Annotated in this window: 16 protein-coding genes; 12 read left to right on the top strand and 4 right to left on the bottom strand. The window is 59.1% G+C overall.

Going from position 1 to position 24,073, the window contains the following annotated elements:
• Entirely contained in the window at positions 1-2,601 is a 2,601-nt protein-coding gene (locus R5R33_RS12570; protein WP_318953050.1) for a protein kinase domain-containing protein, read from the top strand.
• Here R5R33_RS12570 and R5R33_RS12565 read toward each other — a convergent pair whose 3' ends face one another.
• Positions 2,602-3,093 (bottom strand): hypothetical protein, encoded by a 492-nt coding sequence (locus R5R33_RS12565; protein ID WP_318953049.1) that lies wholly within the window; start codon positions 3,091-3,093, stop codon positions 2,602-2,604.
• A 1,135-nt stretch (positions 3,094-4,228) separates the two neighbouring features.
• Between R5R33_RS12565 and R5R33_RS12560 the strand changes: the two genes are divergently transcribed.
• The 5 genes from R5R33_RS12560 to R5R33_RS12540 all read left to right on the top strand — a co-directional run bounded on the left by R5R33_RS12560 (position 4,229) and on the right by R5R33_RS12540 (position 9,916).
• Positions 4,229-5,599: a S1C family serine protease gene (locus tag R5R33_RS12560; protein ID WP_318953048.1), complete on the top strand. Its 1,371-nt coding sequence runs from the start codon at positions 4,229-4,231 to the stop codon at positions 5,597-5,599.
• Positions 5,590-6,624 (top strand): FHA domain-containing protein, encoded by a 1,035-nt coding sequence (locus tag R5R33_RS12555; RefSeq protein WP_318953047.1) that lies wholly within the window; start codon positions 5,590-5,592, stop codon positions 6,622-6,624. The genes R5R33_RS12560 and R5R33_RS12555 overlap by 10 nt, the downstream gene beginning before the upstream one ends.
• Positions 6,625-6,706: 82 nt before the next feature.
• Positions 6,707-7,801 carry a histidinol-phosphate transaminase gene (hisC, locus tag R5R33_RS12550; RefSeq protein ID WP_318953046.1) on the top strand — a complete coding sequence of 365 codons (1,095 nt, stop codon included), beginning with the start codon at positions 6,707-6,709 and terminating at the stop codon, positions 7,799-7,801.
• A 201-nt stretch (positions 7,802-8,002) separates the two neighbouring features.
• Positions 8,003-8,887 carry a penicillin-insensitive murein endopeptidase gene (gene mepA / locus R5R33_RS12545; RefSeq protein WP_318953045.1) on the top strand — a complete coding sequence of 295 codons (885 nt, stop codon included), beginning with the start codon at positions 8,003-8,005 and terminating at the stop codon, positions 8,885-8,887.
• 21 nt (positions 8,888-8,908) lie between these two features.
• Positions 8,909-9,916 carry a D-alanine--D-alanine ligase gene (locus tag R5R33_RS12540; RefSeq protein ID WP_318953044.1) on the top strand — a complete coding sequence of 336 codons (1,008 nt, stop codon included), beginning with the start codon at positions 8,909-8,911 and terminating at the stop codon, positions 9,914-9,916.
• Between the two features lie 15 nt (positions 9,917-9,931).
• Here the strand turns inward: R5R33_RS12540 and R5R33_RS12535 are convergent, their stop codons facing one another.
• Complete coding sequence (locus R5R33_RS12535) at positions 9,932-10,519, bottom strand: HNH endonuclease (protein ID WP_318953043.1); 588 nt, start codon at positions 10,517-10,519, stop codon at positions 9,932-9,934.
• A gap of 724 nt (positions 10,520-11,243) precedes the next feature.
• Here R5R33_RS12535 and R5R33_RS12530 point away from each other — a divergent pair.
• From R5R33_RS12530 to R5R33_RS12510, 5 genes are all read left to right on the top strand, one after another.
• Positions 11,244-12,836 (top strand): PQQ-dependent sugar dehydrogenase, encoded by a 1,593-nt coding sequence (locus R5R33_RS12530; RefSeq protein WP_318953042.1) that lies wholly within the window; start codon positions 11,244-11,246, stop codon positions 12,834-12,836.
• 128 nt (positions 12,837-12,964) lie between these two features.
• Positions 12,965-13,222 carry an exodeoxyribonuclease VII small subunit gene (xseB, locus tag R5R33_RS12525; RefSeq protein WP_318953041.1) on the top strand — a complete coding sequence of 86 codons (258 nt, stop codon included), beginning with the start codon at positions 12,965-12,967 and terminating at the stop codon, positions 13,220-13,222.
• Between the two features lie 24 nt (positions 13,223-13,246).
• Positions 13,247-14,134 (top strand): polyprenyl synthetase family protein, encoded by an 888-nt coding sequence (locus tag R5R33_RS12520; RefSeq protein ID WP_404810399.1) that lies wholly within the window; start codon positions 13,247-13,249, stop codon positions 14,132-14,134.
• Between the two features lie 171 nt (positions 14,135-14,305).
• Positions 14,306-16,243 carry a 1-deoxy-D-xylulose-5-phosphate synthase gene (dxs, locus tag R5R33_RS12515; protein ID WP_318953039.1) on the top strand — a complete coding sequence of 646 codons (1,938 nt, stop codon included), beginning with the start codon at positions 14,306-14,308 and terminating at the stop codon, positions 16,241-16,243.
• Positions 16,244-16,705: 462 nt separating this feature from the next.
• Positions 16,706-18,526, top strand: coding sequence for a DUF885 domain-containing protein (locus tag R5R33_RS12510; protein WP_318953038.1), 1,821 nt, complete (start codon positions 16,706-16,708; stop codon positions 18,524-18,526).
• A 186-nt stretch (positions 18,527-18,712) separates the two neighbouring features.
• On the opposite strand, the gene rsgA is transcribed toward R5R33_RS12510, so the two are convergent.
• Both rsgA and R5R33_RS12500 read right to left on the bottom strand, forming a co-directional pair.
• Positions 18,713-19,843: a ribosome small subunit-dependent GTPase A gene (gene rsgA, locus R5R33_RS12505; RefSeq protein ID WP_318953037.1), complete on the bottom strand. Its 1,131-nt coding sequence runs from the start codon at positions 19,841-19,843 to the stop codon at positions 18,713-18,715.
• A 213-nt stretch (positions 19,844-20,056) separates the two neighbouring features.
• Positions 20,057-20,527 carry a hypothetical protein gene (locus R5R33_RS12500; RefSeq protein ID WP_318953036.1) on the bottom strand — a complete coding sequence of 157 codons (471 nt, stop codon included), beginning with the start codon at positions 20,525-20,527 and terminating at the stop codon, positions 20,057-20,059.
• 139 nt (positions 20,528-20,666) lie between these two features.
• On the opposite strand from R5R33_RS12500, the gene pulA reads away from it, so the two are divergent.
• Positions 20,667-24,065: a pullulanase-type alpha-1,6-glucosidase gene (pulA, locus tag R5R33_RS12495; protein ID WP_318953035.1), complete on the top strand. Its 3,399-nt coding sequence runs from the start codon at positions 20,667-20,669 to the stop codon at positions 24,063-24,065.
• The last annotated feature ends 8 nt before the right edge of the window (positions 24,066-24,073 follow it).

Here is a 24,073-nt window from a genome sequence, read left to right as displayed (position 1 = left end):
ATGGATATTGCCGATCCCGAGGTTGGACCGCAGGCCAGCGCCGCGCACAAACCGGCCGTCGACAGCGAGCGCTATGTTATCCACAGCACCCTCGGTGCCGGCGGCATGGGCATTGTGTATCTCGCCGAAGACCGCAAGCTGCACCGGCAGGTAGCGATCAAGAAGCTGAAGGACGACGTCGCCAGCCACAACGCCCGCGCGCGCATCCAGCAGGAAGCGCGCCTCCTCGCCCAGCTCAATCACCCGAACATCGTCGCGCTGCACGATGTGCTGGAGGAAGATGGCAATATCGCGCTGGTGATGGAATATATCGATGGCACCACATTGCGTGCCTGGATGCGCGAGCACAGCCCCAGCCTGCAGCAGAAACTCAGCCTGCTGATGCAGATCTGCCAGGGCCTGCAGCAGGCCCACAGCCTCGGCATCATTCACCGCGACCTCAAGTCCGACAATATCCTGATCACCACCGGTGCCAGCGGCAAGCTCACCGCCAAGATCACCGATTTCGGCATCGCCAAATCCCAGCAGCTGGACGAAAAAACCCTCACCGCGGAAAACCAGCTGGCGGGCACCATCACCGCCATGTCGCCGGAGCAGATCCTCGGCAAAACCCTGGATGCCCGCAGCGACCTGTTCAGCCTCGGCACCATTGCCTATGAGCTGCTGTGCGGCAGCCGCCCGTTTGACAAGCACGACGCCGGCGCGCTGGCCATGGCCAACCGCATCACCAACGAACCCCATATTCCGCCGCAGCAGGCGTGGGCGGATATTCCCGAGCCGCTGACGATCCTGCTGGACAAACTGCTGGCCAAGGACCCGGCGCAGCGCCCGCAGAGCGCGCAGCTTGTGTACCAGGGTTTTGAGCTGCTGCATCAGCAAGGGCTGGAATCCGACAGCGAAGATTTCACCGCGACGCTGACCGACCTGTTCACCCGCCAGCAGGTGAAACAGCGTCGCCGCTGGCTACGCCTTGCGACCGGTATCGCCGCCGCGCTGGTGGTGGGCGCGGGCGGTTACTGGGGCTGGCAGGAAATCACCCGGCTGGAGCCGCAATACATCGCGGTGATGCCGGTGGAGATCAACGGCGAGATCCGCGGCGAGGAAAATGCCGTAGCGCTGACCCGGACCATGGTGCGACAGGCGTTGATGAATTCGGTTTCGCAGTTGAAGGCCAGTGCGCTGGTGAGTTTTGAGCCGAAGGAAGGGCAGGATTTTGAGGCGCAGTTGCAGGCGTTGCGGAATAAAGGAGTTACAGATGCGTTGTTTGCAAAGCTTGAGTGTGCGCAGGTGCGCTGTGAAATAGAGCTACAGCTAATAGCGCCGATGGCAGGCGAGATCAAGCAACAGAGCAGTTTTACATTTCTGACAGATAAGCGGCAAGAAGCCGAATATCGTATAAGTAATAGCACAAAGGCCGTTTTTTCCGAAAACTATCTGACTGAAAAAGAGAAGCGCGTCGTAATGTCCGACAAAGACTACGACAGTTATCTGGACATATTGAGCAGACTAGATCAAAAAGATCTCAAGCCTAAGGATCTCGAATTACTCCAATTACTAATTGACCGGTACCCTCTAAATACGAACTTGTACAAAGCTTTTACCAGCGTATCGGCAAAGCTATTTGTACAAACGGATCAAAATGCTTTCATTGAGCGAGGTCTCGCCGTAATAGAGAGAGGGCGCGCTCACAAACTAAATAGACAACAGCTGCTGGAGCAAGAACTTTGGTTACGCACTTACACAGGTGATAAAGATGGGTTCAACAAACTCCTGAAACAGCTAGACGAGGACACTAGTCCCTCCGCGGATCTGATTGCCAGATATGCACGTTTTTTTTTCATGCAAGGAGAATATGAATCTGGCCTACACTATGCAGAACAAGCATCTGCACTTAACCCATCTGCCGACAACTTATATTTAGTCGCTCTCAATAACGCAGTAGCCGGCAATTACCCCCAGGCTCGCTCAGTCTTGGAAAAACTTTTACGGGCCTTTCCTGATCACTGGTCATCCTATTCCACGCTTGGAAATATTGAGATGGAAAGTGGCAATTTGGCTGCTGCGGAAACTGCCATCACATCGATACCGGAACATTTGCGCGGCTGGCGCACGCGCCTAAACCTAGGCGTTTGTTATTTCCTTCAAGGCTTTTATTCAAATGCACAAAAAGAATTTCGTAGTGTTTTAGATCAAATTCCTAATGATGTTTCAGCAAAAGTGCTTATTGCCGAAACCTACGTGATGCTCGGACAGCAAGAGAATGCGCATCAGGCTTTTAATGATGCTATAGAAATCACCAAAAGTGCAGAGGGGCTTCGCGAACGCAGATACCGTGCGCTGACACTGGCTCATTTAGGGCGAACCTCGGATGCGATTTCCTTGACACTAGAGCTTCAGCAAGAATCGCCTGAGGATACGGATGTCAAATACTTTTCCGCCCAGGTCTATGCGCTGAGTAACCAGTGGCCATCGGCCAACTACTACTTGGAGCAGCTTATCGAGCAGGGCATGAGTGCAGAATGGTTCAATCTTCCGGCTTTCCGACAGCTCTGCACCCAGCCCCATGTATCGAATCAGGTAAAGGCCAGCTTGTGCAAATAATTACTCTGGCTCGTACTGAGCATCCGGGTCACCGGAAACAATATTCATCCCGGTATCGATCATCTCGCACAGCCACAGAAACGAGAAATTGTTCCCTGCCTCCGCAAGCTCACTAGTCTGAATACTGGCCGTCACGGTCAGCTCGGTATAATCAGTACCACCTTTAGGCTTGCCAGCCTTGGCATTGAATTCTTGTTTGAAATCGGTGCTCAGACCAACAATCCCGTCGAAATTGCCTTGGTTTGTCTTGGTAAACTGGATACCTTCCACTTCTGATGTGTCCAGAGTGATATTCAGGGTGATCTTCTTGTTCTGCCCACGGAACTGGAACAGGATATTGCCGAATTCCTCACCGGGGTTGGCGGCGTTGTACAGCGGCCAGTACTGGGCTTCGCCGTTCACCGGTGCTACCGGCTTCAGTGTCAGGTCGAAAGTGTCGTTTACGTTCAGGTCGGCGACAAAAGTCGGCTTGTCGGCACAGATATTGGCCATGGTGATTTCCCCTAAGTTGTATCCCAATATTTCGATGCTTCCCTGGATACCGCTTGGAAAGCGCGTTTACTCTCTAATGGTTCGCGCAGCCACCCCCAATACCTTCTGCGAGCATTCGACTGCGCGCTGTAGCATAAAAGAAAATTGCGCCGGAACTCCATCACATTTTTGACAAAAAAAACCGGCAGTAAGCAAGCTTACTGCCGGTACAAAAAAGATGGTCCCAGCCATCTACGGTTACAACAACACTATCAAGAGCGAAATGAGGCATCCGTGCCTCTGTCAGGCCCTTCCACGATCCCGGCTTCCTAGGCTCTGTGGTTACCGGGGCGACCTGACCGTTCAGCTTGCGCTGAAGTCTTCCTGATTTGTTGCCTGCAGCCGCTAATGGCTCTGCGGAAACGGGCAACTACCAATCCTTTGGCTAAGGCCTGCTCACACTAAATTCGACAGCCCCTTCCCTGCGGGTTGCGCGCCAAAGCGCGCTATGCTGCGTTGCTTGTCGCTTATTTAGTGTTACTAAACTGCGCTCCTAGCGCCTTGCCTAGCACGCTTCGGCACTGCAACGCGGCTATCGAATTTAGTGTGAGCAGGCCTGGTTGAAGGGCGCGGTACCGTTGCCGGTGAGGGAGGCAGTTCCGTCGCCTCCCTTATTGGTTCCACCTTCCGTGATGGACACCGGTAACCGGGTGTCTGCAATCCACCTTGCCGCGGCTCCTGTGACGGCCGGGCAGCGCAACTCCTTCAACCTTGAACGCCAAAATACGCCGAACCTTATTACACGTCGATCACACGCCATTACACGCCATTACACCAAATGGAAAATGTCGTGCCGGCGGGCGACAGCGGCGGAGTATTCACTCACTTTCATCGCGAGTTTTTTTCTCATTACACGAAATTCCGCGGTATTCACTACACTCAACAGTCGAAAAAGTCATTTGGCGGGAGCTGCTGCCGGGTCTGTGGCTCGCTTGTTGGGCCGCGACCGATCCCGTAATATCGGTCGTCTTTTCGGCCACAATTTAATCAGTACTTGTCGCCGCGTTACTGCCACGTTTTTCCGCGCAGGTTGCTGGCGCCTGAATTTTCGCTATCGCCAGTACACAACGAAAAGCACCACGAAAAGCATCACAATATGTCCGACCTTTATACGCGTCTGTTTTCGCCCCTGCTGGCCATACTGCTGTGGTGTTGCGCCGGTGCGGCGCTGGCGCAGAGCTATGAGCAGCTGTACAGCGATTACCGCGGCAGCCTGTACCAGATTCGCCTGATCGAACAGTCCTCCAATTCCAAGGCGGGGCTGGGCTCCGGTTTCCAGATTACCGCCGACGGCCTGATCGCCACCAATTACCACGTGGTGTCGGAAGCGGTGCACCAGCCGGAACGCTACTCCCTCAAATACCTCTCGGTGGACGGGCAGGAGGGCGACCTCGAGCTGCTGGATGTGGATGTGATCAACGACCTGGCGATCCTGCGCCAGAAGGGCGAGGCGGGTAAGGATCACCTGCGCCTGGCGAAGACCGCACCGAGCAAGGGTGAGACCATCGTCTCCATGGGCAACCCGCTGGATCTCGGCATGACCATCGTGCCCGGTACCTACAATGGCATCGCCACCGGCAGTTTTTACGACCGCATCCATTTTTCCGGATCGATCAATCCGGGCATGAGCGGCGGCCCGGTGATCAACCGCAACGGCGAGGTGGTGGGTATCAATGTGGCCACCGCCGGCAACCAGATCAGTTTCCTGGTGCCGGTGGACAAGCTGGCGGCGCTGCTCGAGGACTTCAAGCAGGAGATGAGCGAAGGCAACGGCGCCATCGTGTTGCAACCGGTGATCAACCGCCAGCTGCTCAAGAACCAGCAGCGCATCATCGACCAGATTCTCAACGCCGACTGGCAGCTGCGCCCGCTGGGCGATGCGCTGGTGGTGGGTGAAATCGTGCCGGCGATCCAGTGCTGGGGCAATTCCACCGACGATGAGGACGAACCGATCCAGCAGGTGGCCAAGGGCTGCACCGGGCAGGACGTGGTGTACCTGTCGGAGAGCTTCGACACCGGGCGGGTGGAGTACGAATTTTTCTGGCTCGAATCCAACGGCAAGCTCTCACCGTCGCGCTTTTACAGCGGCTACGCGGAAGAGATGAGCGGCTTCTACCCGGGTAACAGCGCCGGCGAAGACGATGTGACCAACTTCAACTGCAAGCAGCAGTTCACCACCCATCCGCGCGATGGCGCCGGCGGCAAGGAACAGGACGCGCAAGACGATGCGGAACCGGCGCAGAAGCCGCCGAAGGCCAACGGCAACAGCGCGCCGGCCATCGCCCGTACCTCGGTGTGTGTGCGCCGCTATAAGGAGTTCCCGGAACTCTACGACGTGTTTTACGTGAGCCTGACCGTAGATCAGGCCAACCGCGCGCTGGTGAGCCACTTCACCCTTTCCGGTTTCACCAAGGAGTCCGCCAGCGCCTTCACCGAGAAATTTGTGAGCGAAATTCAATGGCACTGATTATCGAAGAAATCAATCGTGCCCACCGGGTTAGTACCCGCTACCGCTTGGACGGGGACCGCGCCACCCTCGGGCGCTGCTACGACAACGCGGTGATGCTGGAAGACCCCCATGTCGACCCGGTGCACGCGGAAGTGGTGCGGGATGAAGATGGCTGCTATGTGCTGCGGGATCTCAACAGCCTGAACGGCGTGCGCCTGGTGCGCAATTTCCGCGACAAGTCCATCAAGCCGGCGGCGATCACTGAGCGCCATATCCAGTGCGGCGACGAGATCCAGCTCGGCAAGAGCCGGGTGCGTTTTATCGACACGGAAATGAGTGTGGCGCCGGCGATCCCGCTGCACTCGGCGGAAACGGTGTTCGACCGCCTGGCGACGCCGCTGGTGGCCACGCTGTTGTGCCTGCTGGTGGCGGGGCTCAGCCTGTGGCTCGCGTGGCTCGGCACCAGCAGCGAATTCAAGTGGACCGGTGTGGTGAAGGTGCTGACCGATGTGATCATTGGCCTGCTGGTGTACGCCGCCGCCTGGGCATTTATCGGCAAGGTGGTGAAGCACGAGGCGCACTTCCTGCCGCACCTCTCCATCGCCGCCGCCGCGGCACTGGTTTACGCCGTGTGGCAGTGGTTTGGCGGCCTGCTCAATTTCAACTTCAACCTCGAGCATGTACTGCCGCTGCTGAATATCCTGGTGCTGGCGGTGCTGCTGCCGGTAATGCTGTGGTGCGCGGCGTATCTCGCACTGAATATTGCCCCCCACTGGCGCTTCCTGGGTTCGATCCTGATTCCGTGGAGCTTCCTCGGCTTCGCTGCGGCGGTGGAGATCGGCAACATGGGCGAGTTTAGCGAGTCTCCGCCGGTATCCAGGGAGCTGAAGTACAAGGGCTTCCTGTTCCGCCGGCCGGTGCCGCTGGAAGAATTCCTCGCCGATGCGCCGGAGCTGTTCGATATCCCCATCGAAGAGGACACGAAAAAGGGCAAGAAGAAGAGCGCAAAGAAAGACACTGAAGAGGAAATTCACGGCGAATAGCCGTCGAAGTCTGCGCGCACACGGCATAAAATCTCCGCCCGCCCACCCAAGCAATTCGCGGCGCGCACAAGGAGTGAATGCCATGACCGAGCCCACCACCGATCAGACCACCGACAATCCGTTCTGGAGCCCGGCCGTTGCCCGGCTCCACCCCTATGTGCCGGGGGAGCAGCCGAAAACCACCGCGCGCCTGATCAAGCTCAACACCAACGAGAACCCCTACCCGCCCTCGCCCAAGGCCCAGGCCGTGTTGCAGGACCCGCAACTGCCGAGCCACCTGCGCCTCTATCCCGACCCGGAATCCACCGAACTGCGCACTACCATCGCCGCGCAGTTTGGCCTGCAGGCGGAACAGGTTTTTGTGGGCAATGGCTCCGACGAGGTGCTGGCGCACGCGTTTTACAGTTTCTTCCAGCGCCCCGAGCCACTGCTGTTCCCGGACATCACCTACAGCTTTTACCCGGTGTACTGCGAACTCTACGGTATCGAGGCGCGCACCCTGCCGCTGCGGGAGGACTTTTCCATCGCGGTTGCGGACTACGCGATCGACGGCGCCGGCGGTGTGATCATCCCCAACCCGAACGCGCCCACAGGCCGCTACCTGCCGCTGGCGGAAATCGAGCAGTTGCTGAAGCTGCACCCGGAGCGGGTGGTGGTGATCGACGAGGCCTACATCGACTTCGGTGGCGACAGCGCAATCGCACTGATCGACCGCTACCCGAACCTGCTGGTGGTGCACACCTTGTCGAAGTCCCACGCGCTGGCGGGGCTGCGTGTGGGTTATGCACTGGGCCAGGCGCACCTGATCGAGGGCCTGAACCGGGCAAAGAACTCCTTCAACTCCTACCCGATCGACGGTATCGCGCAGAAGGTGGCAACCGCCGCCATCGCGGATCGCACCTGGCTTGTGGATAACTGCGCCAGAGTCATCGCCACCCGTGAAGACACCTGTGCACAACTGAACGAGCTGGGCTTCGAGATCATCCCCTCCACCGCCAACTTCATCTTCGCCAAACCGCCAAAGATTTCCGCCGAGGATTTGTTCCTGGCCCTGCGCGAGCGCAACATCATCGTGCGCTATTTCAATAAGCCGCGGATTAGTGAGTACTTGCGCATCAGCATCGGTACGGATGAGGAGATGGCGGCATTGGTGGCGGCCTGCCGCGAGGTTCTGTAAGTTTTTCGCTAAGGCTTGGGATGGGCGTGTCTCGCAAGGGAGCACCGCCCAGCCAAGCCGCCACCCAACTCGCCAACTACAAACCACCCAACGACCCAACCACGAAAAGCCACCGAAGCGGACCATTCCACAGAACCCATTGACGGAACTTCTATAATTCTTAGGGCACAAAAAACTAAACCGACACCACCGCAGTAAATCATGTCGATCTCCACCCGATTCCTATTCCAGACCATATTCAGCGCACTGCTAGTCAGTGCAGCCATCCCCACCCTGGCGAAAAATCCCTGGGAGGTGGCGCGCACGCCCACCAACCAACTGCCCGAAAGTATTGGCGGCTACAGCAACGGCTGCCTCAGCGGCGCCGAGGAAATGCCGGTGCGCGGCGAGGGTTTTCAGTTGGTGCGCACCGGGCGCAACCGCCACTACGGCAATCCGTACCTGGTGGAATTCCTCAAGGACTTTTCCAACGCCGTGGAAGAAAAACATCTCGGCCGCCTGCAGATTGGCGATATGTCCATGGCTCGCGGCGGGCCATTCAGCAGTGGCCACGCCAGCCATCAGATGGGGCTGGACGCGGATATCTGGTTCTCCCAGGACGAGCGCGCCGCCGAGCGCCCACTGACCCCGTGGGAGCGGGACAATATCTCAGCGGTTCCCATCGCCGATGATCGCAGGCATATGCTGCTGGAAAAAAACTGGGACCAGCGCATTCCCGGCATTCTGCGCATTGCCTCCGAAGATCCCCGTGTCGCGCGTATTTTCGTGCACCCGACCATCAAGCGGAAAATGTGCGATATTGCAGGCAGCGACAATGAATGGCTGCGCAAAGTGCGCCCCTGGTGGGGACACAACTATCATTTCCATGTGCGCCTGAACTGTCCGCCGGAAGACAAAAACTGTGTGCCGCAGCCTAAGGTGAGTGGCAAGCCCTGCGAGGGCGGGCTCGACTGGTGGTTTAGTGACGATTTTTACGCCATCCTCAACGGCACTGCGCCGGTGAAACCGAAACCGGAAAAGCCGCCGAAAAAGCCGGACATGCCCGCGCAGTGCGCTCAGGTACTCACCGCACCGGCGGCGCCATAGTAATTGATTGATGAGAACCCGATGACTCATAACCACAACAACATCCAGGTCCTGCTGATCTGTGGCGGTGGCGGCAGCGAGCACGATGTCTCCCTGCGCACTGCGGATTTCATCCAGCGCGAACTGGCGGGCGCGCCGGACATTCAGCTCACCCGTGTGACCATGAACGAAAACGGCCAGCTGCTGGACAGCGACGGCATGCTGCGCGAGTTGCGCTCGGACAAACTGCTCTACAGTGCCAGTGGCAGCGCGCAACCGGTGGATTATGTGATTCCCTCCATTCACGGTTACCCCGGTGAAACCGGCGACCTGCAGTCGCAACTGGAGATCCTCGGCCTGCCCTATTACGGCTGCGGCTCCGAGGCGAGCAAGATCTGCTTCAACAAGATCACCACCAAGCTGTGGCTCACCGCGCTCGGCGTCGACAACACGCCCTACCAGTTTCTCTGTACCAATACCGCGGAGGAAACCGCCAAGGCCAAAGACGCACTGCAGCAGTGGGGCACGGTATTCGTGAAGGCGTCCAACCAGGGATCTTCCGTGGGCTGCTACAAGGTGAGCGACGAGGAGGCACTGGAACAAGCGCTGAACGATGCCTTCCGCCTCTCCCCCTATGTGCTGGTGGAAAAGTGCCTGAAGGTGCGCGAGCTGGAAGTGGCGGCTTACACCTATGAGGGGGAACTGGTGATCACCGCGCCCGGTGAAGTCTGTGCGCCCGCGGACACGTTCTACAGTTACGAGGAAAAATACGCGGAGGGCAGCCGCGCGCTCACCCACGTGGTGGCGGAAGGCTTATCCGATGGCCAGTTGGGCTGGATTTACGAGGCGGCAAAGCGCGCGTTTATCGGTCTGCAGCTGGAAGACCTGTCGCGCATCGATTTCTTCCTTACCGATGACGGGGAAATCTACCTGAACGAGGTGAATACTTTCCCGGGCATGACCTCCATCTCCATGTTCCCGAAAATGCTGCAGAACAACGGGCACGACTTCTGCACCTACCTCACCGCGCTGATCCGAGCCGCGGTCTGACGGAGCCAGCGGGGATCAACCCGCTATCGGCAGTCCGTCCACCAACCAACCCTCCTGTCGCGGCCGGGAAAACTGGCCGCGCAAAAACTCCATCTGGTCACCGCGAATCCGCACACTGTTGATCAGCGCCAGATACTCGGCGGCGTTCGGCACGAATGGCAGCGCCAGCAGTTCCATATCCAGGTCCTGCAGCAACCGGTTGCCCTTGTGCTGGTTGCAGCGCCGGCAGGCGGTGACCACGTTCTCCCACACGTCGCGCCCGCCTTTGGATACCGGCTGCACATGGTCCCGGGTCAGGTCGCGCAGCGGAAACCAGCTGCCGCAGTAGAGGCAGGTGTGTTCGTCCCGCGCAAACAGCGCGCGGTTGGTGAGTGGAGGCCGGGTGCGCGGACGCGCCATGCGCTCGCCGCCGCAGGCGATGATCGCGGCGAGGTCCAGCCTTGAGCGCTCGCCCTGGCGGTTGATTCCGCCATGCACGGTCTGCACCACGCCGCCCAGGGTCCAGGTGACCAGGTCCCGTACATACAGGCAGGCGGCCTCTTCCCAGCTCACCCACTCCAGCGGCTGCCCGGCGAGATTCAACCTCAGGATCTGTGCTTGCATGTGTTCACCTCCGAAATTGGCATACCCTGAAAGCAACGGAGCCCCGCGGGAATTCCGGCGGGGCTCTGGTGGCGATGCAGGGAAAGGGATTGGAACAGGAAGAAGTGTTGAGACAGATAATCTGGTCGGGAAATCTGGGAAAGTGCGGCGGCGCTGGAGCAGAGTGGCGAAATTTGGAGGCAATGAAGGCTCGACCACCAGTGAGGCCACGGTGGCAGCGATAAGAACGGGTAGAGCAATAACTTACTGAATGCTTCATCCTCCGCGGCCACAATAATTGGACCGTCTTGTGCTGATTAAAGCGGAGGTTTGTTACGATTTCCAGACAATGAACGAAATCCGGTGCTGATCTTTTGAAAAGGCCGGCTATTTCGTTTGTACTGACAGGGAAAATTGAACACAGGAAGTGCGAGTGACGATAATACACAGGCCCAAAATGAAAACACCGCTTGAGCAATCCAGCCCAAGCGGTGCGTCTCACAGGATGGTGCCCAAGTCCCTTCAGGCTGGCAGCGCGGTCTCCATTCCTTGGTGACCTGTCCTTGCCGCCGGTGCAATCCGTTCTCCGTCCTTGCAATTACATTATGGTCGCTGGAGAAAATTCGGGTAGTGGGAAAATGCTGAACTTGTTGTAAGAGATGTCTTACAAACGAGTGACTGGCGTCACACTTTTCGTAGGCGGGATTTGAGGGAACTGGTGGCGCGTATCGCAACTGGTACTGCTGTGCGACATTTAGCGGCCAACTATAGTTACTTTTGTTACGAGATCAAGACGATCGTGAGACCCACGTCGAAAAACGCGCTAACTTTTTATCGCCTGGTAGCAATAGCCGCCATTGGCATCATTTTGCTGGTGGCCGCCGTTGCCGCCGGCCTGATACCCGGCGTCAACGTGCCCTGGGGCCAGCTACTGGGCGCGAGGACAGATAAAACGACGGTGGAGCGCGAGTTGCAGCTGGCGCCGGGATACCGGCTGGATCTCTACAGCGAGGAAATTCCCAACGCGCGTTTTCTCGCCGTGACCCGCAATGGCGATCTGCTGGTGTCCCAACCCAAGCTCGGCCGGGTGAGCCTGCTATTGGCGGACCGCAACGGCGACGGCAAAGCCGACGGCCAGCGGGTACTGATCGACGGTCTGCAGCGCCCGCACGGGCTGGCACTGCATGAGGACTGGCTGTATATCGCCGAGAGCAATGGCGTCGGCCGCGCGCTCTTCGACCACTCCGATGGCCGCATTGCCAGCCGTTACCAGAGGATCGTGACCGATCTCGGGGATGGCGGTAACCACTGGACCAAGACCATCGGCATGGGCCCGGATGGCTGGATGTACCTGTCCAGCGGTTCCACCTGCAATGTGTGCGAGGAGGAAGACCCGCGCCGCGCCACCATCATGCGTTTCCGTCCGGACGGCAGCCATTTCGAGATCTATGCCACGGGCCTGCGCAACAGCGTGGGGTTCGACTGGTCCCCCAAGGACGGTGCGCTCTACGCCACCGACAACGGCCGCGACTGGCTGGGTAATGACTTCCCACCCTGCGAGCTGAATCGCATTGAGCAGGACGGGTTTTACGGCTGGCCCTACGCCAATGGCAACCGGGTGCCGGACCCGGATTTTGGCGAGGGGAAAAACCCGGAGGTCCAGCAGAAAATTGCCGCGTCGATACCCCCCGCATTCGAGTTCCGCGCCCACAATGCGCCGCTGGGAATGCGCTTTTTACGCAGTTCGGAACAACCCGACGCGTATCGCGACGTAGCACTGGTGGCGCTGCACGGCTCCTGGAACCGGGATGTGAAGGACGGCTACAAGGTGGTGGCGCTGCACTGGGACGAGCGCGGCAAGATTCACGCAGAAGATTTTATGTGGGGTTTTCTGGCGGACGACAAAAACACGGTGTACGGCCGCCCAGTGGATATTGTCGAGGATGCGCGCGGCAATATTTACGTCTCCGACGATTACGCGGGTGCGGTGTACCGGATTCAGCCGGGTGCGGCCAATTCAAACGCACCGCGCGTTCCCGCCGGCACACGCCCGCCCATCAGCGCGCCGAAAAAGCCGCTGGCCATCGACGGCGACGCCGCCCGCCAGGGCGCGCAGATTTTCGAACGCCGCAACTGCATCCGCTGCCACCAGCAGATCCCACTGCAAAACCTGAGCCGCAAGTACACCCTGAAAGAGCTGGCGGATTACTTCGATACGCCGACGCCACCGATGCCCAACTACGGCTTCAGCAACACCCAGAAACGGGCGCTGGCGCATTATCTGATGGAACAGGAGATTCAAGGGGGCGGGCGGGAGCTGCAGAATTATTTGCCGTGACACCCGGTTACCGCCGGGGGACCCAATGGTCCCCCGGCGCTCCAATTGACCCTCCACCCCGCAGCCGCTAAGGTTGCCCGCAATTGCATACCCTCGCTATTTATCGAGACTATTTTCGGGACTAGGTCATGGCCGCCAAAAAGAAAGCCGCTTCGTTCGAGAGCGCACTGGAAGAACTGGAACAGCTGGTGGAGCGTCTGGAAAGTGGCGACCTGCCGCTGGACGAGGCACTGGCGGATTTCGAGCGCGGGGTGAAGCTCACCCGCGAGTGCCAGCAGAAGCTGGCGAGCGCCGAGCAGAAGGTGAAGGTGCTGATGGAAGAAGGCGGCAAGGTGCAGGAACTGCCCTTCGACGCGGAAGACGATTTCTCCGGAGATGCGGAGTAAGTGAGCACTTCCACCCCTGTTGCGATTCCGGTAAAGCTCAAGGCTTTCCTGCAGTCTTCCGGCCAGCAGGTCGAACAGACCCTGAAGGCGGCACTGGCTGACCATTCCACTGCCGACACCCTGTTCGCCGCCATGAACTACGCCGCCCTCGGCCCCGGCAAGCGCCTGCGCCCGGCACTGGTCTACGCCGCGGCCCAGGCCCTGGGCGGTGCCGCGGCGGCAAACCAGAGCCACCAGGCGGCGGCGGCGCTGGAATGTGTACACGCCTATTCCCTGGTACACGACGACCTGCCGGCGATGGATGACGACGACCTCCGCCGCGGCCGTCCCACCTGTCATATCCAGTTCAATGAAGCCACCGCGATCCTCGCCGGTGACGCGCTGCAGTGCCAGGCCTTCGAGCTTCTCGCCGCTGCCCCGTTGCCCGCGGAACTGCGTATCCGCCTGGTGACCGAGCTGGCGCAGGCCTCCGGTGCCCGCGGCATGGTGGCCGGACAGGCCATTGACCTGGCAGCGGTCGACCAGGCCCTTACTCTCGAGCAACTGAAGCAGATGCACCGCCTCAAGACCGGCGCCCTGATCTGTGCCAGCGCGCGTATGGGCGCACTGATCGGCGGCGCCGATGCCGGCCAGCTCGACGCCATCACCCGTTACGCCGAGGCCATCGGCCTGGCGTTCCAGGTGCAGGACGACATCCTCGATGTGACCGCGGATACCGAAACCCTGGGCAAAACCCAGGGCGCCGATGCCGCGCGCAACAAACCCACCTATGTCTCCCTGCTCGGCCTCGACGGTGCCCGCGCCAAGGCAGACGAACTGTACCGCGAAGCCAGCGACGCGCTGGTACAGCTGGGGGGCAACACCGCCATCCTGCAGCAGCTGGCGGACTATATCGTTCACCGGGATCACTGAGCCCAATTTCCTACGCCCCCCGGTACTTGGCCCCACAGGATGCAATCTCGCGCCTGTGGGCATACAATCCCCACCATTATCAGTTGCAATTGATACTTTGGGCCCAGTGCCGCTTGCCATCCCCAAGCCGCACAGGAAAACGGGCCCAAACGCCCGAATTCAGGACCCTCGATGTTCGACCAGATACCCCGCCAGCGCCCGTACACACCGCTCCTCGACCAGATCGACGATCCGGCCCAACTGCGCGCCCTGTCGGAAAAACAACTGCCGCAGCTGGCGACCGAACTGCGCGAATACCTGCTGTACTGCGTGGGCCAGACCGGCGGCCACTTTGGCGCCGGCCTCGGCGTCGTCGAGCTGACTATCGCCCTGCACTACATCTACAACACCCCGGAAGACCGCCTGGTGTGGGATGTGGGCCACCAGACCTACCCGCACAAGATCCTCACCGGTCGCCGCGAGCAGATGCTCAGCATGCGCCAGCAGGGTGGCCTCTCCGGCTTCCCCAAGCGCAGTGAAAGCCCCTACGACACCTTCGGCGTCGGCCATTCCAGCACCTCCATCAGCGCCGCCCTCGGCATGGCGCTGGGCTCCCCCGACGAGCGCAAGGTGGTAGCGGTGATCGGCGACGGTGCAATGACCGCGGGCATGGCCTTCGAGGCCCTGAACCATGCGGCGCACACCGGCAAAGACATGCTGGTGGTGCTGAACGACAACCGCATGTCGATCTCCAAGAACGTGGGCGGCCTCGCCACCTACTTCGCCCGCATCCTCGCCAGCAAGACCTACCTGAACATGCGCGAGGGCAGCCGCAAGGTACTGTCGGTGATTCCCAAGGCGTGGCAACTGGCGCGCCGTGCGGAAGAGCACGTGAAAGGCATGATTACCCCGGGCACCCTGTTCGAGGAACTGGGCTTCAACTATGTGGGCCCGCTGGACGGCCACAACATGCAGGACCTGGTGCACACCCTGCGCAACCTGCGCAATCAGCGCGGCCCGCAGCTGCTGCATATCGTCACCACCAAGGGCAAGGGCTTCGGCCCCGCGGAAGCGGACCCGGTGGGCTACCACGCGCTGAACAAGCTGGAGCCGGAACCCAAGGTCCAGGTGGCGGTGCCCCCAGAAAAAGCTGGAGAGCAGAAGAAGAAGGGTCCCAAGTACCAGGATATATTCGGCCAGTGGCTGTGCGACACCGCGGAGCAGGATGACAAGCTCATCGCCATCACTCCCGCCATGTGCGAGGGCTCTGGCATGGTGGACTTCGCCGAGCGCTTCCCCGAGCGCTACCACGATGTGGCGATCGCCGAGCAGCACGCGGTCACCCTCGGTGCGGGCCTCGCCTGCGAGGGTCAGAAGCCGGTAGTGGCGATCTACTCCACCTTCCTGCAGCGCGGCTACGACCAGATGGTGCACGATGTGGCGATTCAGGATCTGGACGTGACCTTCGCCATCGACCGCGCCGGTCTCGTCGGCGAAGACGGCCCCACCCACGCGGGCAGTTTCGACCTCACGTTTATGCGCTGCCTGCCCAACCTGGTGATCGCCGCACCCAGCGACGAGAACGAGTGCCGCCAGCTGCTCTACACCGCCTACCAGCACCCCGGCCCCGCCGCGGTGCGCTACCCCCGCGGTACCGGCCCGGGTGTGGAAATTGAAAAAACCATGACCGAGCTGCCAATTGGCAAGGCACGCGTGATTCAGGAAGGATCCAATGTGGCCATCCTGAGCTTCGGCACCTTGCTGGCTTCTGCCCGTGAAGTCGCCGACAGGCTCGGCGCGACGCTGGTGGATATGCGCTGGGTCAAACCACTGGATGAAGAGCTGATCGATCGCTTGGCCGACAGCCACAGCCTGCTGGTGACACTGGAAGAAAATACCATTGCCGGCGGCGCCGGCAGCGCGGTTGCCGAGTATCTGAACCGCCGTGTAACGCCGGTACCGCTGCTGCAACTGGGCCTGCCGGACAAGATTATCGAGCACGGCAAACATCAGAAATTGCTGGAAGAAATCGGCCTGGATGCCAAAGGCATCGAAGAACAGATTCGCACGCGAATCGATGCCATGGCCAACAACAATAACGGCTTCAACGGCCAGGCCGCCGCGATCTAATTACTGATCGCCTACGAAGTACAAAGCTTACAGCGAAGGCCGGGTGCCGGGGGCGGGTTTTCAGGATCGTCGCAAACAGGATGTTTGCGCCGAAGCGCCCAGGGATGGGTTCACAGCGGTCCTGAAAACCCGCCCCCGGTGCCCGACCGCCACCGCGCTCCGAATAGAGCCCCGCAACGAGGCTCCGAAAAAATTAGTGGCGGCAGATCACAGGGTGGTGCATTTGGAACCGGGCTAGGCGCCCCCCTTAAATACACCCTGTACGCTCCGTCGCAAACATCCCTGTTTGCGACGGTTTCCAAATGCACCACCCTGTGCTCTGCCTTAACATCCAAGTTAAGCGTCCCGAAAATAAATAACAATTCATCAATAAAACAATCAGAGACAGGAAGTACGATGTTCTTTTCCAATTCTTTTAAAAAAATCCTGAACTCTAAATTCATTGGTTTGTCCGCAGCCATCATGGCCGCGAGCGTCAATGTCCAGGCAATGGACCAAAAAGCCTTTGAAAAGGATCTGAATGCAATCCCCAAAAAGGGCGCCAGTGAAAAGCTTCAGGCCCTGCAGGACCTGCGCTACCGCTGGATCATGGAGAGCTATCCCGAAACCGGCACTTACCAGGGCTATCCCGGCGTGGAACAGATGTGGACAGATCAGTCCACCAGAGGGATTGAACAGCGCAAGGGGCAGACCCGGGAACTGCTGGCGGCCAGCCGCCACATCGACGAAGACAATTTGGCGGATAACGAAAAGCTCGACTACCAGCTGCTCTACCAGGACCTGCTGACGCAAGTCCGCGGCTACCAGTTTCCCGAACACCTGCTGCCGGTAAACCATATGAGTGGTATCCAGCGCAGTGTCCCCGGGGTACTGAACACCATGCCCAAGCGCAACCCGGCGGATTACGAAAATATTCTCGCGCGCCTGGAAAAGCTGCCGCAGCTGATTGAGCAGACACAAGTTTTGATGGAAAAGGGGTTGAAGCAAAAACTGACCCCGCCGCAAATTACCCTGCGTGAACTGCCCGGCCAGATCCGCGCACTGATTCCCGCCGATCCGCAGCAGAGCCCGCTGCTAAAGGCATTCAATGAAATGCCCGCAACCATTCCCGCCTCGCTGCAGACGCGCCTGCGCTCCCGCGCACAGAATATTTACCAGAAATCCCTGGTGCCAAGTTGGCAGGCATTTGCCGAGTTCGTGGAGCGGGAATATATCCCCAACGCGAATACCGAAACCGCCTTTACCAGGAACGATGATGGTGTCCGCTGGTACGCATACAAGGTGCGCGAGGAAACCACCACCGAGCTGAGCCCGGAAGAAATTCACCGTATAGGCCTGGAGGAAGTGCGGCGTATTCGCGGTGAAATGGAAGCGATCATCAAGAAAACAGGCTTCACCGGTGGCTTCAAGGAATTTACCGATTTCCTGCGCAGTGATCCGCGCTTTTTTTACCAGAGCAAAGACGAGTTACTGAAGAATTACCGTGACATTGCCAAGCGTATCGACGGTGAGCTGCCGGCGCTGTTCGGCACCCTGCCACGCCTGCCCTATGGTGTGAAGCCGATTCCGGCGTATTCAGAAAAATCCCAGACCACGGCCTATTACATGCCGGGTTCGATGGAGGCGGGGCGCGCGGGGGTTTTCTTTGCCAACACTTACGATCTGAATAGCCGTCCGACCTGGGAGATGGAGGCGCTGACGGTGCACGAGGCAATGCCGGGCCATCACCTGCAAATTGCACTGGCGCAGGAGCAGAAAGATATTCACCGCCTGCGGCGCACCAAGATGTACACAGGCTTTGTGGAGGGCTGGGGATTGTACTCAGAGAGCCTGGGTTACGATCTCGGTCTGTACAAGGATCCCTACAACGAATTTGGTGCGCTGACTTACGATATGTGGCGCGCGGTGCGTTTGGTAGTGGATACGGGCATGCACCAGCTGGGCTGGAGCCGGGATGAGGCAATTGCGTATTTTATGGCGAACAGCCCGAAGCCTGAGCACGATATTGTGGTGGAGGTTGACCGTTATCTGGTATGGCCGGGCCAGGCACTGGCTTACAAGGTTGGACAGTTGAAGATCAAGGAAATTCGCGCGCGGGCGGAGAAGGCACTGGGGAATAATTTCGATATTCGCCGTTTCCACGATGCACTGCTGGGTGCTGGTGCGCTGCCGTTGAATGTTTTGGAAAAACGGATGAATGCCTGGATTGAGTCTCAGGGCGGGGAGATTAGCGTCACGACACCGGTAAGTGATTCTGCGGGTCAGGCGGCGCTGAATATATAAATTCCCGTCCCAAAAACACGTGCCTTTTTAGCAGGCTTCCGGGCGTAAAATCACCGGGGGCCGGTTTTCAGAACCGCTGTGAATACATCCCTGTACGCTGCGTCGGCGACTTCCCTGTCGCCGACGCTTCTGAAAACAGGCCCCCGGCAATTTGCCTTCACGTCCGAGTTTTACGCTTCGTTAGCGTCAATTCTCTCCACTTTTTCTTGAACGCGCATGTCCTCCCACGGTGCGCACTAACTGACTAAACGCGCGCTCTTCCGCACGGGTTTCCGCCAGGGTGCGGCTATTCCGTTTTACTTCCCGCTCCAGCTTGCGCCAGTTGCGTACGCGTCGCTCATCCAACTCGTTGGAGTCCATCGCCGCGCGCACGGCACAGCCAGGCTCTGTCTCGTGAGCGCAGTCGGCGAAGCGGCACTTGGCGGCGAGTTCGCTGATATCGGAAAAGACAGCGGTGAGTCCTTCGCTGACATCTGCCAGGCCGAGTTCGCGCATACCGGGACTGTCCAGTAGCAGCCCGCCCTCGGGGATGGCGTACAGGGCGCGGTGGCGGGTGGTGTGGCGGCCTTTGCTGTCGTCTTCACGGATGCCCGCGGTGGCGGCAAGTTCGCTGCCGGCAAGGCTGTTCAACAGGGTGGATTTGCCAACGCCGGAGGAGCCGAGCAGTGAGAGAGTTTCGCCGCTGCGGCAGTATTCCCGCAGGACTTCCACACTTGCGCTGTCCAGCGCGTTGACCAGCACCAGCGGGAGGTCGCGATAGCTTTTCAGGGCTTCGCGGTACTGCTCGTGCGCGTCACTCTGATCGGCCTTTGTGACCACCACGCAAGCGCGACAACCGGCTTCCTTTACCAGCGCCTGGTAGCGCTCGATACGGGAGAGGTTGAAGTCGTGGTTGCAGGAGGTGACGATCAGCACGTTGTCGATGTTCGCCGCAATCAGCTGCACCTGCTTCGCGCCCGGCGCCATGCGTCGGAACAGGCTGCTGCGCTCGAGGCGACGCAAGGGTTTGCGGCTGTCGCGCTCAAGCAGCAGCCAGTCGCCCACCGTGGGCTTTTCCTCGGCGTCGTCAAACAGCGGGCCGTGGACCAGCACCACTTCGTCACCGCGCTCACCGGACACCTCTAACTGGCCGCGATGCACCGCCATCACCCGCACCGGTTCGCAATCGGTCAGTTCATCCAGTGACAACTGCTGCTGGAAAAACGGCTTCCAGCCCAGAACGCGCAACAGTGATTGTGCGCCGGCAGCCTTTTCCTGCCCACCAGAGGAAGCGCCACGCCGGATTACCGGGCGGCGCGAAATCAGGGATTTACTCAAGGTCTGAACCCTCAAAAGTGCCCTGCACACGTTTTATGCAGGCACACGTCATTCAAGCCCATGTAGTTTGGGCGCTATCGAAAAGGGTTTCCAATGGGATGGGGAAACCCGACAAAAGAACATTGCCGGGCGAGTGGCGATTTAGTCGCGGCTGGCCCGGCGGGGCTTGGATGCAATCATCAACAATCCTCCGCTGGTGGAATTTCGCGCAATTTAGCAGGCAAGCCTGCCTGTCGCAATAGTTTGGGGAATCGAGCTTTCTACGGAGTGCCCATCGGTACAGGAGGTACCGGTCGCGGCCACAGGCCGGCGCGAGCAGACGAAAACCCAGCAGAGCGACGCCTCTGCGCCAGCGTTTTCGACTGCGTCGGAGATAAAAATGACATGGATGTCATTTTTGTCGACGGCACATAAAAAAACAAAAGCCGGCATAAAGCCGGCCTTGATATCGGATCGCTGCTGGTGCATCACCTTTCTCGACCTGCAGTTTTCAGATGGGATGAGTATAGACACACTTTCTGATCCCGCCATTTCATCAATGACTATTTTTTGCCCTTCCCTGGCAACGCGCGGGATCAGCGTCTTGCTCCAGCACAGAATGGCGTTAATCGATTTCCCCCAGGTGACACTTTCGTGAAGGCTTTGTGACAACGCAAGCCGCTCGCATTCACCTGTTTTATCCAATCTGCAATCCCAGCCTGGCGCCTAAATCCTTCACCCTCCCCCGGGGAGGAGGCAGGCAGCGTCCAACTTCCGTTCAATGGTCGCGGGCAGGCGATGCCCTGTAGACACAAATAACAAAAATCGAAACAGAGAGAATCCCATGCACGCGACCCGTACCGCGCATCCCCGCGCCGCCGGCCTGCTCCTGACTGCCAGCCTGTTGTCCCAGGCCATCCTGCACGCCAATCTCGCCATCGCATCCGATACCCCCAATCCCGTGAGCGTCGGTATTCCTGGCAATTTGCAAATGGCACTGGGCTGCCCCGGAGACTGGCAACCCGAATGCTCTGTCACCCAGCTCGGCTACGACGCCGCCGACGACAAATGGCTGGGGATCTTCAGCGTGCCCGCCGGCAACTGGGAATACAAAGCGGCCCTGAACGGCAGCTGGGATGAGAACTACGGTGCAAACGGTTACCGCAATGGCGGCAATATCGGATTGCAGCTGGCTGAAAGCACCGACGTAAAGTTTTACTACGACCATGAAAGCCACTGGATCACCAGCAGTGCCAACAGCACCATCGCCACTGTGGCGGGCAATTTCCAGAGTGAGCTCGGTTGCCCCGGTGACTGGCAACCGGACTGTTTGCGCAGCTGGATGCAGGACAGCGATGGCGATGGGATCTATACCTTTCTGACGTCAGGCATTCCCGCCGGCAATTACGAATTCAAAGTCGCGCTCAATGAAGGCTGGAGCGAGAGCTACGGCAATAACGGTGGCAATATTGCTTTTACTGTGCCCAGCGATGGTGACGAAATTTATTTCGCCTTCGACGCCAATAGTAAACAGGTGGTCATTAGCACCAATGGTATTCCCCGCGGCGATCTCACCCAGGAAAAGGCCCACTGGCTCGACGCCAAGCATTTTGCCTGGAATATCAGCCCCGCCGATGGCGACCAGGTAAAACTGCTCTACAGTGCCGCAGGTAATCTGCAGATCACCCCGGACGGCATCGATGCCGATGCCAGTTATCCGCTCAGCCCCGGCAGCTTGTCGGCGGATACCCTGCAGAAATTTCCGCATCTCAATGGCCACAGCACGTTCACCCTCGACGCAGACATTGATCCTGCGGCATTGATCACCGGCCAGGTGGCGCTTGCGCATTACGATAGCGAGGGGCGGCTCAAGGATGCCACCGGCATCCAGCTCGCCGGCCTGCTCGACGACGGTTTTTATTACGCTGGAAAACTGGGTGCGAGTGTCGGCGACAACGCTGTGGACTTCGCCCTCTGGGCACCCACTGCGCGCTCGGTAAAACTGCACCTGTTCAACAACCCCCAGTCCAGCGCCGCCGATATGGTGGTGGAAATGACACAACGGGATGGCGCCTGGCAGGCACAGGTCGGCAAGGAATGGGACCGCGCTTACTACCTGTATGAAGTGGAAGTCTTTTCCTATTTCTCCGACAAGATCGAAACCAACCTGGTTACCGACCCCTACTCCCTCGGCCTCTCCATCAACAGCGGCAAGAGCCAGATCATCAACCTGAATGACCGCGACCTGCAGCCATCGGGTTGGCGCCACCTGCGCAAACCGAAACTCAAAAATCCCGAAGACATTTCCGTGTACGAACTGCATGTGCGGGATTTTTCCATCGCGGATGACACCGTGCCGCAAAGCGAGCGCGGCACCTTCAAAGCCTTCACCGAAAAAAATAGCGATGGCATGCGTCACCTGAAAAAGCTGGCAAAGGCAGGCATGACCCACATCCACCTGCTGCCCGCCTTCGACTTTGCCACGGTGAATGAAGACAAAGCACAACAGCAACAGGTCGGCGATCTTTCCATGTACGCTGCAGATGGCAGCGAACAGCAGGAAGCGGTCAACAACACCCGTGACAGCGATGGTTTCAACTGGGGTTACGACCCGCTGCACTTCACCGTACCGGAAGGCAGCTACGCCACCGACGCCAGCGGCACTGCGCGTATCCGTGAATTCCGTGAAATGGTGCAGAGCCTCTCTCGCAGCGGCCTGCGCGTGGTGATGGACGTGGTCTACAACCACACCAGTTCCTATGGTCAGTACCAGAACTCCGTGCTGGACAAGATCGTCCCCGGCTATTACCACCGCCGTAATAACGAGGGCGGCGTCGAGATGAGCAGCTGCTGCGCCAACACCGCCAGCGAACACCGCATGATGGAAAAACTCATGCTGGACTCGATGGAAGTATGGGCAAAGGACTACAAGGTGGACGGCTTCCGCTTCGACCTGATGGGCCACCACAGCCTCGACAACCTGCTTAAAACCCGCGCCATGCTCGACGCACTGACACCGCGCACTGCGGGCGTGGATGGCCGCGATATTTATCTCTACGGCGAGGGCTGGAATTTCGGCGAAGTCGCCAATGACGCGCGCTTCCCACAGGCGCGCCAGGGCAACATGGCCGGCACCGGCATCGGCACCTTCAACGACCGCCTGCGCGACAGCGTACGCGGCGGTAATCCGTTCGGCGGATTTGAGGAGCAGGGTTTTGGCAACGGCCTGTTTACCGATAGCAACGGAAAGTTCTGGGGTGACGAACGCCAGACTCTGCTGACATTGGCGGACAAGGTGCGTGTATCCCTCGCCGGCAACCTGAAGCACTACAGCGTCACCGATTCCTACGGCAACACCACCAACGGCGAACAGCTGATCTACAACGGCCAGCCCACCGGATACACTGCCGACCCGCAGGAATCCATCAACTACATCGCCGCCCACGACAATGAAACCCTATTCGACGGCATCCAGATCAAGGCCAACAGCACCGCCACCATCGAAGACCGCGCACGCATACAGGCCTTCAGCAACTCACTAGTGCTGTTCGCCCAGGGCATTCCATTTATCCACGCTGGCCAGGACATCCTGCGCTCCAAATCCATGGACCGCGACAGCTACAACTCGGGCGACTGGTTCAACGCCATGGACTTCTCACTGGAAACCAGCAACTGGGGCAAAGGCCTGCCCATTGCGGATAAAAACCGGGACAGCTGGTGGATCATGCAGCCACTGCTCGCCAACCCCGCGCTCACCCCGCAAAAATCCCACCGCGAACAGACCGCCGCGATCTTCCGCGAGCAACTGGCCATCCGCAACAGCTCCCCACTGTTCCGCCTGACCACCGCCGAGCAAATCCAGGATCACCTGAGTTTCCTCAATACCGGTCCGGAGCAGGTACCGGGACTGATCGCGATGCAGCTGCAAGACCAGACCGGTGACATCGACCGTCGCTACCAGCGTATCGTTGTGCTGTTCAACGGCGACAAGGAAACTGTCACCTTCTCGAGCGAAGCCCTCGCCGGCGCCAAGCTGAAACTGCACCCGCTGCAACGCAACTCGGCGGATTCAGCACTGCAAAATACTGCGTTCGATCACGACACAGGAACCTTCACCCTGCCGGGAAGAAGCACAGCTGTGTTTGTCGAAACCCGGGACGAGATTGAGAAGTCGAAGGGAGATAGAGAGGAAGCGGTATCACACCTGCTGAAGCGCCTTAAAAACTTTTTCTCAAGGTTCTAACGAAGCTA

It is taken from the genome of Microbulbifer pacificus (genome assembly GCF_033723955.1).
Taxonomy (GTDB): Bacteria; Pseudomonadota; Gammaproteobacteria; order Pseudomonadales; family Cellvibrionaceae; genus Microbulbifer; species Microbulbifer pacificus.
The sequence above is the reverse complement of the archived record's forward strand: the minus strand, read 5'-3'. Positions and strand labels throughout refer to the sequence as shown.

What these genes read in the sequence shown, in the direction of transcription:
- R5R33_RS12570 (WP_318953050.1), top strand. Translation starts at nt 1, where the DNA reads ATGGATATTGCCGATCCCGAGGTTGGACCGCAGGCCAGCGCCGCGCAC.
- R5R33_RS12565 (WP_318953049.1), bottom strand. Translation starts at nt 3,093, where the DNA reads ATGGCCAATATCTGTGCCGACAAGCCGACTTTTGTCGCCGACCTGAAC.
- R5R33_RS12560 (WP_318953048.1), top strand. Translation starts at nt 4,229, where the DNA reads ATGTCCGACCTTTATACGCGTCTGTTTTCGCCCCTGCTGGCCATACTG.
- R5R33_RS12555 (WP_318953047.1), top strand. Translation starts at nt 5,590, where the DNA reads ATGGCACTGATTATCGAAGAAATCAATCGTGCCCACCGGGTTAGTACC.
- hisC (WP_318953046.1), top strand. Translation starts at nt 6,707, where the DNA reads ATGACCGAGCCCACCACCGATCAGACCACCGACAATCCGTTCTGGAGC.
- mepA (WP_318953045.1), top strand. Translation starts at nt 8,003, where the DNA reads ATGTCGATCTCCACCCGATTCCTATTCCAGACCATATTCAGCGCACTG.
- R5R33_RS12540 (WP_318953044.1), top strand. Translation starts at nt 8,909, where the DNA reads ATGACTCATAACCACAACAACATCCAGGTCCTGCTGATCTGTGGCGGT.
- R5R33_RS12535 (WP_318953043.1), bottom strand. Translation starts at nt 10,519, where the DNA reads ATGCAAGCACAGATCCTGAGGTTGAATCTCGCCGGGCAGCCGCTGGAG.
- xseB (WP_318953041.1), top strand. Translation starts at nt 12,965, where the DNA reads ATGGCCGCCAAAAAGAAAGCCGCTTCGTTCGAGAGCGCACTGGAAGAA.
- dxs (WP_318953039.1), top strand. Translation starts at nt 14,306, where the DNA reads ATGTTCGACCAGATACCCCGCCAGCGCCCGTACACACCGCTCCTCGAC.
- R5R33_RS12510 (WP_318953038.1), top strand. Translation starts at nt 16,706, where the DNA reads ATGGCCGCGAGCGTCAATGTCCAGGCAATGGACCAAAAAGCCTTTGAA.
- pulA (WP_318953035.1), top strand. Translation starts at nt 20,667, where the DNA reads ATGCACGCGACCCGTACCGCGCATCCCCGCGCCGCCGGCCTGCTCCTG.